This window comes from Candidatus Stoquefichus massiliensis AP9, from assembly GCF_000455285.1.
Lineage (GTDB): Bacteria > Bacillota_I > Bacilli_A > Erysipelotrichales > Coprobacillaceae > Stoquefichus > Stoquefichus massiliensis.
Map to the genome: position 1 here is coordinate 68,711 of NZ_HG005293.1, position 13,338 is coordinate 82,048.

At 30.8% G+C, this 13,338-nt stretch carries 12 protein-coding genes; 1 reads left to right on the plus strand and 11 read right to left on the minus strand.

Translation table 11 applies throughout. The annotated features are described in order from the left end of the window. Positions 1-145: 145 nt before the first annotated feature. Positions 146-841 carry a response regulator gene (locus BN350_RS15110; RefSeq protein WP_028044349.1) on the minus strand — a complete coding sequence of 232 codons (696 nt, stop codon included), beginning with the start codon at positions 839-841 and terminating at the stop codon, positions 146-148. Positions 842-843: 2 nt separating this feature from the next. Next, complete coding sequence (locus BN350_RS19450; RefSeq protein ID WP_187117148.1) at positions 844-2,334, minus strand: DUF4118 domain-containing protein; 1,491 nt, start codon at positions 2,332-2,334, stop codon at positions 844-846. Positions 2,335-2,800: 466 nt separating this feature from the next. Between BN350_RS19450 and BN350_RS21715 the strand changes: the two genes are divergently transcribed. Further along, positions 2,801-2,929 (plus strand): hypothetical protein, encoded by a 129-nt coding sequence (locus tag BN350_RS21715; RefSeq protein ID WP_261797227.1) that lies wholly within the window; start codon positions 2,801-2,803, stop codon positions 2,927-2,929. Between the two features lie 20 nt (positions 2,930-2,949). Here BN350_RS21715 and BN350_RS15125 read toward each other — a convergent pair whose 3' ends face one another. The 9 genes from BN350_RS15125 to BN350_RS19460 form a co-directional block, all read right to left on the minus strand. Continuing rightward, the gene (locus tag BN350_RS15125; RefSeq protein ID WP_028044350.1) at positions 2,950-3,672 is read right to left on the minus strand and encodes an ATP-binding cassette domain-containing protein; all 723 of its coding nucleotides are present in this window, start codon (positions 3,670-3,672) and stop codon (positions 2,950-2,952) included. Then, on the minus strand, positions 3,669-5,216 hold the full coding sequence (locus BN350_RS15130) for an ABC transporter permease/substrate-binding protein (RefSeq protein ID WP_028044351.1): 1,548 nt from the start codon (positions 5,214-5,216) through the stop codon (positions 3,669-3,671). Before BN350_RS15130 ends, BN350_RS15125 begins: the two co-directional genes overlap by 4 nt. 43 nt (positions 5,217-5,259) lie before the next feature. Continuing rightward, entirely contained in the window at positions 5,260-6,018 is a 759-nt protein-coding gene (locus tag BN350_RS15135; protein ID WP_028044352.1) for an SDR family NAD(P)-dependent oxidoreductase, read from the minus strand. After that, a complete protein-coding gene (trxB, locus tag BN350_RS15140) occupies positions 6,018-6,941 on the minus strand; it encodes a thioredoxin-disulfide reductase (protein WP_028044353.1) in 924 nt (307 codons plus the stop codon). The genes BN350_RS15135 and trxB overlap by 1 nt, the downstream gene beginning before the upstream one ends. 15 nt (positions 6,942-6,956) lie before the next feature. After that, positions 6,957-7,265 carry a thioredoxin family protein gene (locus BN350_RS15145; RefSeq protein ID WP_028044354.1) on the minus strand — a complete coding sequence of 103 codons (309 nt, stop codon included), beginning with the start codon at positions 7,263-7,265 and terminating at the stop codon, positions 6,957-6,959. A 141-nt stretch (positions 7,266-7,406) separates the two neighbouring features. Beyond that, the gene (locus BN350_RS15150; RefSeq protein ID WP_028044355.1) at positions 7,407-8,846 is read right to left on the minus strand and encodes a glycoside hydrolase family 1 protein; all 1,440 of its coding nucleotides are present in this window, start codon (positions 8,844-8,846) and stop codon (positions 7,407-7,409) included. A 1-nt stretch (position 8,847) separates the two neighbouring features. Then, the gene (locus tag BN350_RS19455) at positions 8,848-10,443 is read right to left on the minus strand and encodes a PTS transporter subunit EIIC (RefSeq protein ID WP_044600375.1); all 1,596 of its coding nucleotides are present in this window, start codon (positions 10,441-10,443) and stop codon (positions 8,848-8,850) included. Between the two features lie 79 nt (positions 10,444-10,522). Further along, positions 10,523-12,478 (minus strand): BglG family transcription antiterminator, encoded by a 1,956-nt coding sequence (locus BN350_RS15160; RefSeq protein ID WP_028044356.1) that lies wholly within the window; start codon positions 12,476-12,478, stop codon positions 10,523-10,525. Between the two features lie 381 nt (positions 12,479-12,859). Further along, positions 12,860-13,338: hypothetical protein (locus BN350_RS19460; protein WP_044600376.1), on the minus strand; the 479-nt coding region annotated here is incomplete at its 5' end.

The following is a 13,338-nucleotide window of genomic DNA, read 5'->3' on the forward strand; positions in this document are numbered from 1 at the left end:
TAAGATGGTGTTAATAAAAACAGATAAGGTATAAAGATTATATAAAGAAAACAACACTTATATCTCAAAGTGTTGTTTAAAGTTCATTATTTTTTATCTGTACCCTTATTATGACTATATTTCATTAAGAGTCTAGAAAAAGTGGCTACTCTGTATCTTCTTTCATACGATAACCAACACCTATCTCAGTGAGAATATATTCAGGTGTTGCTGGATTCTTTTCAATCTTTCGTCTCAATCCTGCCATTAATGCTCTTAAGGCCTGTGTATCATTGCCATAGCCTTTTCCATATATTTCTTCAATAATTGTGTGCGTTGTTAATACTTTTCCAATATTTTTAAAGAACATTGTTAATAATTGATATTCCATAGGGGTAACATGAAGTTCCTGATTATGAAGATAAACAAGATGTTTATCTAAATCAATAGATAAATCTTTGACCCTATAAAAAGTTTGGACTTGCATTTGGCGAAAACGATAATAATGACGAAATGCTACTTTTATTCTTGCGATTAATTCTGTCGCTGAAAAAGGTTTGGTTAAATAATCATCTGCTCCTAAATCAAGAACATCAGCTTTTTCTTTATCTTTGTCTCTTGCTGAGACAACAATAATAGGCATCTCTGAAAATTCTCTTAACTTACGAATAATATCAACGCCATCTATATCTGGTAATCCTAAATCCAATAATATTAAATCTATATTTTCATTTGCAATCTTTCTAAAAGCATCTTGACCATTTGCTGCTGTTAAATATTCATAGTCATTATTCTCTAAACAATAACAAATAAACTTTCTGATTTGAACATCATCTTCTACCACCAATATTCTTTGTGTCATACTCATTCCTCCATAGGTAATTGTATAATAAATTTTGCACCTGAATGTAAATGACAGTTTTTCGCTGTAATTGTACCGCCATGTGCCTCAATAATCGCTTTACAGATTGTTAATCCTAAACCAATTCCTTTAGAACCATCTGATAAGGCTGTATTATTTGTATAAAACATTTCAAATATCTGATCAGGATTTTGAGTTCCAAACCCTTTACCATAATCCTCTATTTCTAAATATGCATATTGTTGTTTTTGATAAGCATGAATACAAATCGGCTGATTCTCTGGTGTATGCTTGATAGCATTATTGAATATATTAATAAGTACCTGTTGAATTAACTGTGCATCCATTGGAACCATTAAGACATCTTCAGGAACATCTACCTGAATCTGATGATTCATTTTATTTTTAGTTACATGATAAATAGCACTTCCAATGATTTCTTCTATCGCTTCTACTTGTTTATGAATCACCAATTGTCCTTCTTGCACTTTAGTTAAACTTAAAATATTCTCTACTAATAAATATAACCAGTTAGCTTCATCATAAATGCCATGTGCTAACTCAGATGTTTCATGATTATCCTTATTCATATCCATAATCATTTCAGAAGTTCCCATAATTCCTGATAAAGGCGTTCTTAAATCATGAGATATTGCACGTAATAGGTTACTTCGATATCTTTCTTTCACTGTTGCTTCTTTGAATCGTAATTGTTCTTTTATTGCATAAATATGGTCTAAAGCCAATGAAACATTTTCATTCATTGATGTTAATAACCTCTTTTGATTCTCATCAAGCTGATCAATGTTTTCTTGAGGTAGAATCAAAACACCTAATATTTTATGAATACCATATAATGGATAATGATATTGATGATTAAGTGATACATATGATTTTTCCATATTTTGAAAACACCCCTGATATGCTCTTATATTATCTATTTTTAATTGTTGAATATGATGATTTTCTCCATACATTACAATACTTTGCTCAATGTTCTCACGAAAGCAAACACAGCCTACCTGACAATGAAAAACATGAGAAAAGATTTCTATAACCACTTGGCATAATGATTGATCATCTAATGTATCTGATAAACGATTGGTTAAAGTATAAAGTGTTTTCATATGATCAGCATTCTCATTAGCAATCTCTGTTGATTTTTGAATACGTGTTGTAGATGCACTCATAATTATTGCTGTGATTGTCATCACAACAAATGTAACAAAATATTTTGAATCATAAACTGATAATGTATAAATAGGAGCAGTAAAGAAATAATTAAACATAAAGGTTGCTATAATAGAACTTACAATGCCATAAACATATCCCTGTGTTAAACGTGATGTCATTAAAACAGCTAAAATATATATTAATATAATATTTGTATCTGACCAATTAAGAGACTTAAATAACATACCAATCAATGATGATGTCATTAATAAACTTAACATTACCATTATTGATTTCATTTTCTTATGAAAATCTTTCAAGATAATCACCACTTTCTTCTCAACATTATACATCAATAAAAGAAAAAGTGGAAAAATAATATTTCCACTTTTATCTTAATTATAAATATCCTGTGAATAAATATCTTTTATTTTCATGCCTTTACAAATCTATTCCTTGATCATATTGTTCTTAATAAGAGAAAGTGAACCTTTTTTACACCAAATACAATTGGAAATTCTAATTGTATTTCTTTGCAATAATCATTGACTAAGAAAATAATTGTCCCTTTCATATGTGATTAACAATATCGTTGAATCTCTTTTAATAGCCTTTTATTTTTAAAAGAAGATTGTTCTTTATGATATGTGAGATTCCCTTAGTTTTAATAAAATCTCATTATAACATTAAATGAATAATATTAAGTTATTTTTATTTCTTAATGAGAAAAAATGCATAATCTGATTCATTTTGTTCTATAATTCTTTGTAAAAGGGGGAATTATTTATGTCATACATATTACAATTTGTAGGTTATATACTCAAGCATTCCTCTGGTTTAGATACGGTTGAATATTTGAGTCATGTGCATCATAAAGATAATGATAGAAATGAAAGCAAGAGAATTCCTCATTAATGGAAGACTCTTGCTTTTCATTATCTATACGAAAGTAATAATTTGACAAAATCTGTTTGAGGATTTTTTTGAATCTGTTCACTTTTATCAAACTGTTCTATTTGACCATCTTTCATAACCATAACACGTTCACCTAAACGTAATGCTTCTTGAATATTATGTGTTACAAAAACAATAGTAATAGGAAGTTGCTGATGAATACGTAATATTTCATCTTGAAGAACATGTCTTGTGATTTCATCAACTGCACCAAAAGCTTCATCCATCAGTAATATTTTTGGTGATGCAGCTAATGCTCGGGCTATCCCAATACGCTGTTTTTGTCCACCTGATAATTCATCGGGATATCTGTTTAAGATTTCCTCATCTAAGTTCATTAACTGTATTAATTCCTTAACTCTTTTCTCTATAAAAGATGAATCTTTTTTCTCAAGTTCTAAAACATAAGCTATGTTTTGCGCTATTGTCATATGTGGAAATAAACCTATATTTTGAATAACATAACCTATATTTCTTCTTAATTGATTTTGATCCACTGTTTGTATATCAGTATCATCTATGTACACATGACCAATATCTGGTGTTAATAACCCATTCATAAGTTTAAGCATAGTGGTTTTACCACTACCACTTCCACCAATAACAGTAACCATTTCTCCATCTCTTATTTCTACTGAGAAATCTTCTAAAATCACTTGTTGAGCATATGATTTTTTAATTTTGTCTAATCTGATCTGACTCATTTTGATTCCTCCAATAATCCATGTTCTATCAAGAAATCTTTAGCAACATCTTTTTCATTTTGTTTTTCTGTTTCTACTTTATTATTCATTTCAGCCATTTGCTGTTCATTGATCTGGTCATTCAATAACACTAAGACAGATTTTAATTCAGGATATTTTTCTAATGTTTCCTGACGAATGACTGTTCCTGCATAGTAATTTTCAAAATACTGCTGATCATCTTCTAATAAAACAATGTCTGGATCACTTAATTTCCCATCAGTCGTAAAAGCAATAATGGTATCAACTTCACCTTTCTTTAATGCATCATACTTTAGTCCTATATCCAAATCAACAGTCTTTTTGAAATGAAAATCATTGGCTTTTGCCATAGCATTATAACCATCATCTCTCTCATAAAAATCATATTCACTACCAAATGTCAATTGACTTGAAACAGATGCTAAATCTGAATATGCTTTGAGGTGATATCGCTCAGCTAATTCTTTTGTCACTGCAATACCATATGTATTATTAAAACCATATAATCCTAACCATGTAAGTTGATATTTCTGTTCATATTGACTTACCAATTGTTTATAGAGTGTCTCTTCATCAGGTCTATTTGTTTCCTTCAAAACAAAATTCCAAGATGTTCCAGTATATTCTGGATAGATATCAAAATCACCTTTGACTATTGCTGGATGAATATTACTTGTTCCTCCACCAACGCCTTTTGTCATTTCAACTTGTATATCTGTACGATCTTCAATTAGCAGTTTCATCATTTCACCAATGATAAATTCTTCAGTCATAGGTTTGGTTGCTATATGAATTTTCTTTTCTTGATGAGGAACATAGAAAAGACTTGCTGAGAAAAACAAAATGACTGCAAGAAGAATCGCAACTACACGTTGTTTTTGTTTTTGACTATGACGACGATTTTGAATATATTTTTCAAATATTCCGATTAAGAAATCTAATAAGAAAGCTAAAACTGCAACTGCTAAACTTCCTGCAATTGTCATAATCACATTGTTTGTAGTAATCCCACGATATATTGCAACACCTAACCCACCGGCACCAATAAATGAAGCAATACCTGCTAAAGCAACAGTCATTACTGTCATATTTTTAAATCCTGACAAAATAACAGGAAATGCTAAGGGGAGTTTAATTTTTAGTAAGATTTGTAAACGTGTACTTCCCATTCCTTTGGCAGCTTCTAAAACATCCTGATCAACACCTTGAATACCTGTATAAGTACTTCTTATAATTGGTAACAATGCATATATACTTAAAGCAATAATAGCACTTTTATTTCCAATACCTGTTACTGGAATTAAAAATCCTAACATTGAAATGGAAGGGATTGTGTATAAAAAACTCACAATCCCTAATATTACTGGAGATGTTTTCTTATTTTCAGCAATAAATATACCTACTGATATACCTATAATTGTAGCTATAATGATTGCTATCATTGAAATTTGTAAATGTTCTAATATCAAAGGGAGGAGAAAATCAGAACGTTCACTATAAAATTCTATTAATTCCTGAATCATAATTATTAACCTTTCACATTAATTATAATGTGCTTTCTTTTTATTAAGGTCGGAGTCCACTACCACCTTGTAAAACAACTGTTTCACCACTCATAAAACTTGCATCTTCACTTGCTAAAAATACACAAGTTCTACCTACATCTTTCTTAGCATCTCCAAAACGTCCTAATGGAATGCCTTGAATTGTTTTAGCATAATGATCTGGATGTTCTTCTTTCCATTTTAACATTTGCTGTGTTTCTACTAACGGACAGATAATATTAACATTAATACCATCAGATCCCCATTCTGTTGCTGCCACTCTACTTAAACCACGAATTCCTTCTTTAGCTGCCACATATGATGATTGTCCAATACGACCAGAGAATCCAGCACCAGATGCAAAGTTAATCACTGCTCCATGACTTTCTTTAAGATATGGATGTGCTTCTCGCATATAGAAGTAGACTGCATAAAGTCCTGTTTGAATAGCAAGTTCAAAATCTTCCTTCTTATGTTCTGTTAGCATCATTCCAGAGCGAGATGCCATAGCATTATTAATTAAAACATCAATATGTCCAAATTTTTCAACCGTTTTTTGAATAACCTTTTTTACATCTTCTTCAATTGATCCATCAGCCTGTAATGCTAAAACCTGATTGTGAAATTCTTCTTCTAACTCTGCTTTTGCCTGATTCAATGCTTCTTGATGACGACCAGTAATGACAAGATTAGCACCTTCTTCAGCAAATGCTTCAGCTACACCTCGACCAATACCTTTTCCACCACCTGTAATTATAACAACTTTATCTTTCATTTTCATTAAAATCGCTCCTTATTTAATAAATATTCTTCTATATAAAACGAACATGTTGCTCCATCTGAAACTGCTGTTGCGATTTGACGTAATGCTTTTGTACGTACATCACCTATCGCAAAGACACCATCAATATTTGTATGTGTTGTCTCATCAGCTATAATATACCCTCTTTTATCAAGTTCTACTTGTCCTTTTACTAATTCTGTATCTGGAACTCTTCCAATGGCTACAAAGAGACCATCAGTTGTAAGTTCACTGATTTCATTTGTTTTTAAATTTTGAACATTAACACCTGTTAAATGTTTATCACCAATGATTTCAGTGACTTGACTGTTCCAAATAAATTCAATATTACTTTTCTCTAATTGTTGCTGATAAATACGTGAGGCACGTAATTCATCACGTCTATGGATCAATGTAACTTTATGACATATTTTGTCTAAGAACAATGCATCAGCAATGGCACTATTTCCACCACCAACTATGACAACATCTTTATCTTTAAACATCATCCCATCACATGTTGCACAATAAGCAACACCATGTCCTCTGAATTGACTTTCTTTACCCACTCCTAATTCTCTTGGGTGTGCACCAGTTGCTATAACAACTGTCTTTGCATAAACTGTTCCATCTGTTGTAATGATTTCTTTAGGGTGGACATCAAGTTTAACTTCAGTGACTGTCTCATAAAGAGTTTCTGCACCAAAGCGTTCTGCCTGATTTTGCATTTTTTCAGCTAAATCAAAACCATCTACACCTTCATCAAATCCAGGATAATTTTCAACATTACCAGTTGTAGCCATTTGTCCACCTGCTGATAGCTGTTCAATGACTAAAACAGATCTTGCATTTCTTACATTATATAAAGCAGCACTATATCCTGCTGGTCCACCACCAATGATGACAACATCATATTGTTTCATATATTTTCCTCTTTTCTACTGAATGTTCTCAGATTTTAACCAATCTGTAATCACTGCTTTTGCCTGTGGAGCAATAAGCTGATTGCTTGCTACACCTTTTCTTAAAACAAGTAAAGTTGGAATTGTTTCAATCCCATATTCATCACTAAACGCTTCTAAATCATCAATATTGACTTGATAAATATCAACATCTTTTGCTACTTGTTTTAAAACAGGTGCTAATCTTTTACAATATCCACACCAAGGTGCCCAAAATTCAACAACAACCTCTTCTTTATCTTTTAATTCTTTTATACTATCACTTGTTACTGTTATAAGACTCATATTTTATTCCTCCTGTTATCTTTTATACTTTCATTATACACATTAACTTTATAAAATCAAGTAACTTGCTTAAATATATTTATAAACATAAAAAGAACCACATAAAGTGGCCCATAATGTCAAAAATAATTTAAGTCTATCTTATAATTCAACGCCTTGTGTTTGAATAATATGTTGATACCAGTAAAATGAATCTTTAGGTATTCTTGCTAAATCGCCTGTTCCATCATCGTTTTTATTCACATAGATAAAACCATATCTTTTCTTCATTTCTCCTGTTGTAGCACTGACTAAATCAATTGGTCCCCACATGAGATATCCAAAACATTCTACATGATCTTCTACTATTGCTTTTTTTATTTCACTTAAGTGCTGTTGAAGATAATCAATACGATAACCATCATGAATCTTTCCATCAATAAATTCATCTACTGCACCTAGACCATTTTCAGTAATCATAATAGGTAATCCATATTTACGATAGGTATAGTTTAATAAGTATCTGATTCCAATAGGATCAATAGCCCAACCCCATTTACTTTGTTTTAGATATGGATTTTGAACACCACCAAATAATTTTTCATCATCTTCATGACCTTCCCCAGTTTTTGATACTCCTGTTTGATAGTAATTTAATCCAATGAAATCTATTTGACCTTCTGCAAATGCTTTTGCATCTTCTTTATTTATTTCTAAATGAATGCCAAAATCTTCATATTCTTTAATTTTGTATGTTGGGAACTTTCCATTACACATAGCATCTATTTGATAGTAATCCCTATCCATTTCCTTAAATGCATTCATAACATTAATTGGATTGCAATCTCTGGGGTAAATTGGATGAATACCAAAAACACATCCTACAATATTGTTTTCATCTATTTCTTTTATTAATTTTACAGCTTTTACTCCTGCTAATGTCATATTGTACCCAATGGTAGCTAATGATTCTCTCTTATCACCTGGTAATTCTCCATATGTAAGACCAGCAAGCATATAGACAAAGAAGTCTGATGCTTCAGTTTGAGGATCAATATGATTCATTTCATTAAATGTCACCCAATATTTCACTAATCCTTTATACTCACTAACAACAGTCTTAACATATTTTAGATAAAAATCAATTAAGTTTCTATTCAACCATGAATTGTATTTTCTTACTAATTGAACAGGCATTTCAAAATGAAATAATGTAACAATTGGTTCAATATTGTATTCAATTAATGTTTGAATAACATCTTTATAATAATCCAATCCTTCTTGATTGGGTTGTTCTTCATCCCCATGAGGATAAATACGTGACCAATCAATAGAAATACGTAAGGCTGTAAATCCCATTTGAGCAAACAATGCTATATCTTGTTTATATCTATGATAAAAGTCAATAGCTTCATGAGAAGGATATATTGTCCCCTTCTCAAGTTCCTTTGTAAATCTTCTTGGTACTCCATAACTTCCAGCAGTACAGTAATCCATCATACCAGGACCTTTACCACCTTCTTGCCAAGCACCTTCACATTGATGAGCAGCAATACTTCCGCCCCAAAAGAAATCTTTAGGAAATGTTTGAGCCCGAGCCATACTATACACCTGCCTCTAAATTATCATTAAGTTCTGATTGACTTTCATTAATTTCTTTTGCATACTGCTGTTTATCTGCAATTCTAAAGAATGGATAATATACAACAACTGATATGATCACAATAATGAGTGCCCAAATTGTAGTAGACCATGCTCCACTTGTCATAATAAATCCAATAATAACTGGTGGTGTTGTCCAAGGAACCATAGATACAGTAGGCATAGCTATGATGCCTGTCTCCATCAATGTCACAGTTGTAAAAGCTAAAACCCCAGGTAAAATTACAAATGGTAAAAGGAATAATGGGTTAAAACAAATCGGCGTTCCAAAAATGATTGGTTCATTAATATTAAAGATACCTGGTCCTATTGACATTCTTCCTAATGTTTTAAAGTATTGACTTTTTGCAATAAAAGTCATTAAGATCATTAATCCAATTGTTGCTCCTGTACCTCCTGCCCAAATCATTGTATCTGTTCCATATGTAGCTGCAAAGATTGGTGCTTTTCCTGCTGCAATAGCAGCCTCATTAGCCACACCATTTGCTAATAAAAATGGATAAGCAACATCACAAACAACTGCACTATTAATACCACAGAAGAAAACCAACCCCATCAAACTGTGATATAAAGCATATCCCCAAGATGTTTGTAATAATGAAGATACTGGTGACATTAATGTAGCCATAAAAGTATTAAGGTTAAATTTAAATACAATTGCAATAATACCAAATAATGTCATAACAATTGTTGCTGGAATTAATGATGAAAAAGAATGACTAACTGCTGGTGGTACCCCATCAGGCATTTTAATTCCCCAATTCTTTTGTTCAAACAATGCTAAAATTCTAACTGTAATGTAACCCACAACAATCGCTGTAAGTAATCCAGATGTTCCAAATCCTGAAATATCTATTCCTGTTTCTAAATTATACTGTGTTAACACAAATGCAGAGGTAGATGTCACCACATTTGACCATCTATTAACATTAAACGCTTCCGCTCCATAATATCCCATTGCACCTGCAATAAACAGTGCTAAAATCCCTGTTGTACACGCATTAATAGCAGTAAAGAAAGGTGCTACTGGTTCCAATACCTTTGCTACTGGTTCATATGGAATGCTCGCTAATAAAATAGAAACACTTCCAATAATTAACAATGCCATTGCTGCACACATTGCATTACGAATAATTGTTAATGTTCTATTGCTCCCAACCTTTAAAGCAATAGGCATTATTTTTCTCTCAATAAACCCCGATATACGATCCATTTTTAATTCCTCCTGTTGAAATTCAATTCGTTTAAGTGCTCTAATTAAAACTTTATTTCCATTCATTTCCCCATATTCCTTTCGGCCGATAAGGAATACTGGAATTGAATAAGGTGTGGCAATCTTTTTAATTCTTTCAAATTCATGTGCACACTGTGGTGCTATTAATACTAAATCAGACTTTAATATATATTGTTCTAGTTGTATAACACTTATTGAAGCAATTGCACAATCAATTTCTGCTTGACTTGCTGCTTCCCTCATATTTTTAACAAGGATACTTGATGACATCCCCGCTGAACAACATAATAGAATTTTTATCATTGCCCTCTACCTACTTTCATTATAATTAAATTAGAAAATACTTAAATCGAACTCATTTCCTTTAATAAAGAGGAAATTATTAACCAAATAATGTATCTATATCATTTTCTTTTTGTTCTTCTGCAATTCTTTTTAAAATCTTTTTAAGATTTGTTAATGACGAATCTTTCTCTAACTCCTGCATAGCTTTTTTATCGTAAACAAGAGAAGAAAGTGTTTCATGTAACAACCCTAACGCATCTTGTGAATTCTTTTGAATACTTAATAGAAAGATATACTTCACTTGTTGATGTTTCCATTTTATTGCCTTTTTAAGAATTCCGACAGCAACAAATGTTTCATTTGTGAGTGGATTCATTGGATGAGGCATAGCAATCATATTACCGAATTCTGTCACAGAATAGTTTTCTCTTTTAAAGATTTCTTCTTCAAATTCATTGGGTACATCTTTCATTTGCCTGATATATGTACACATTTCATGAATCAGTTCTTCTTTTGTTTTTCCTTTTAAATCATTAAAAAGAAGATTTTCATGGAAATATTGATCAACAAAAGACATTTCACTTTGATTTTTAAAGACGTCACTTAATGAGATCATATCTTGATTATCTAAAAAGTATTGAACATGTATTGCCGGTATTTGTGTCGGAAATGGAATAGGAACTGTACTTAATATAAAATCATAAAGACTTTGATTGATGTTAGGGAGTTCATATAGTTCTGTTACATAGATACTGTTGATGTTCTCTTTGAATTTTTGCTTAATCTTATATAAAAGAATCTGTGAACTTCCCATACCACTTGCACATATAATAATAATGTTTTTCTTAGGACCTTGTTTTTGATATCTTTCAATAGCTAATGCAAAGTGTAAAGCAATATAGCCAATTTCATTTTCACTGATATCCGCTTGATAATTTTTTGTAATCATATTAGCTGTTAATACACTAATTTCAAATGCGAGTGGATTTTCTGTTTTAATTTGTTCTAATAATGGATTTTGGATATACATACCATATTTTAATCTATTCATCATTGGTTGGAGATGCAATGATAAAGATGTTTGTAAATCCATATCAGCAGTAAAATCAATATTATATTTTTCTTTTATTTCATTAATGATTTGTGTCATAAGAATTTCATATTCATGATTCATAAAAAGAGAATTAGAATTGTATTGAACAGCTTTTTTACCTGAAAGATGTAAAGCAATATAATAAATTTCTATATCAGGGAATATGACATGAAAATTCTTTTCAATTTTTCTACATAATTCAATAGCGATTTCATATTCTTTGGTATTTTTTATAGTTTCATCGTATTCATAATGTGTCTGTTGTTGTTTTTCTTTGAGTCTTAATAAAGCAATCATAATATGAATCACAAGATTTTGAAAACCAATATCTGTTAATTTAAATTTCTCAGTAACCATTGTTTCATATAATATGCTTGATATTTCCTCTTGTTGTCTGGTTGATTTTGTCTGTGATAAAAACATATCATCATTCCCATTGGTATGATAAAAATATTGTGATATACATGAACGTTTATGAAATTCACTTCCTGTAATCATTAATCCATAAGAAGGCTTTGTTTCCAATTCTAAATGAAAATACTTTAATTTCTCTCTCACTTCTTTTAAATCACCACTGAGTGTAGAACGACTAACAAAAATCATATCACATATATCTTCTATTCTTATGTAATCATCCTGTGTTAAAAACATACGAATTAAATAATTCACACGTTCTTCTGGATAGATAGGAATAAGCATTTGATTTTCAGATTCTTCTTTCATCATATCTTCTAAGTAATGATAATATTTTTCTTCATCAACAATAGACAATTCATATCCAACAGCATGTTTAGATATAATTTCTATCCCATTTTGTAATAATTCAGTTTTATATTCTTTGATATCATTTCTAAGTGTTCTCACTGTTACATTTAACTGTTCACATAACTCTGGACCACTTATTGGAGTCTGAGTATGACTTAATATTTTTATTAATTGAATAACTCTTTTTTTATCCATATCAACACATTCCCTTCTATACACTATTTATTATACAATACTTTTTCTCTTATAAAATTCCATTTTCATACAATTTATTTCCTCTTATAAAGAGGAAATAAAAACAAAGTCTATGACTATCATAAACTTTGTTTGCATGCTACTTCATTATTGCTTCTTTAAATTCTTTATAACTTAAATGCAGACCAGTTAATTCAAAGACTCTCATTAACTGATCATGTGAGCATCTATTAATCCATTCAAAATCATCAACTTTATAATATTCTTTTACAAAACCTTCAACATATCCTATTACAAAACCTTATAAATACCATAAATTTTCCCAATCTTCTAAATTTCTTAGCATAATCTTATCCTTTCTTTAATATCGTTTTCATAACACTACTTCAACATTTCAGCTTTAAACTCTTCATAACTCAGTTTTTTAGCAATCAAATGAAATGCTCTCTTGAGTTGTTCTTCACTACATTGATCTAACCAGTTAGTTGTATCTTTTTGATACAATGTCTGTATCAATTCCAATACATTGTTATAGCGTTCCTCAACTTTTCCTTCTTTTTTTCCTTCCCTTTTTGCCTTATTCATCTTTGTTTGAATGATTAATCGTTCTCTTTCTAACTCATATCCTTTAATCACTTCATCTGTATTCATATACTTGTTATGTATGTCCTTTGCATCTTTGACATCCTCCACTGTTTCACTGTTCTCATGACTCTTTCCATTCATAAATAAATAGGCCAACTGATTGATGACTGTTAAGCTCACTTCCATATTTAAATCCTCCTCCACTAATTGTAGCTGTAATAAGACTGCATGTGCTTTCTGATGTTCCAGTACTGCTCCATATTCAAAATCTCCTT

Excerpts from the sequence above, each read along its gene's own strand:
- BN350_RS15135 (WP_028044352.1), bottom strand. The coding sequence starts at position 6,018 with ATGAAAATGAAAGATAAAGTTGTTATAATTACAGGTGGTGGAAAAGGT.
- BN350_RS15160 (WP_028044356.1), bottom strand. The coding sequence starts at position 12,478 with ATGGATAAAAAAAGAGTTATTCAATTAATAAAAATATTAAGTCATACT.
- BN350_RS15110 (WP_028044349.1), bottom strand. The coding sequence starts at position 841 with ATGACACAAAGAATATTGGTGGTAGAAGATGATGTTCAAATCAGAAAG.
- BN350_RS15145 (WP_028044354.1), bottom strand. The coding sequence starts at position 7,265 with ATGAGTCTTATAACAGTAACAAGTGATAGTATAAAAGAATTAAAAGAT.
- BN350_RS21715 (WP_261797227.1), top strand. The coding sequence starts at position 2,801 with ATGTCATACATATTACAATTTGTAGGTTATATACTCAAGCATTCCTCT.
- BN350_RS19455 (WP_044600375.1), bottom strand. The coding sequence starts at position 10,443 with ATGATAAAAATTCTATTATGTTGTTCAGCGGGGATGTCATCAAGTATC.
- BN350_RS15125 (WP_028044350.1), bottom strand. The coding sequence starts at position 3,672 with ATGAGTCAGATCAGATTAGACAAAATTAAAAAATCATATGCTCAACAA.
- trxB (WP_028044353.1), bottom strand. The coding sequence starts at position 6,941 with ATGAAACAATATGATGTTGTCATCATTGGTGGTGGACCAGCAGGATAT.
- BN350_RS15150 (WP_028044355.1), bottom strand. The coding sequence starts at position 8,846 with ATGGCTCGGGCTCAAACATTTCCTAAAGATTTCTTTTGGGGCGGAAGT.
- BN350_RS15130 (WP_028044351.1), bottom strand. The coding sequence starts at position 5,216 with ATGATTCAGGAATTAATAGAATTTTATAGTGAACGTTCTGATTTTCTC.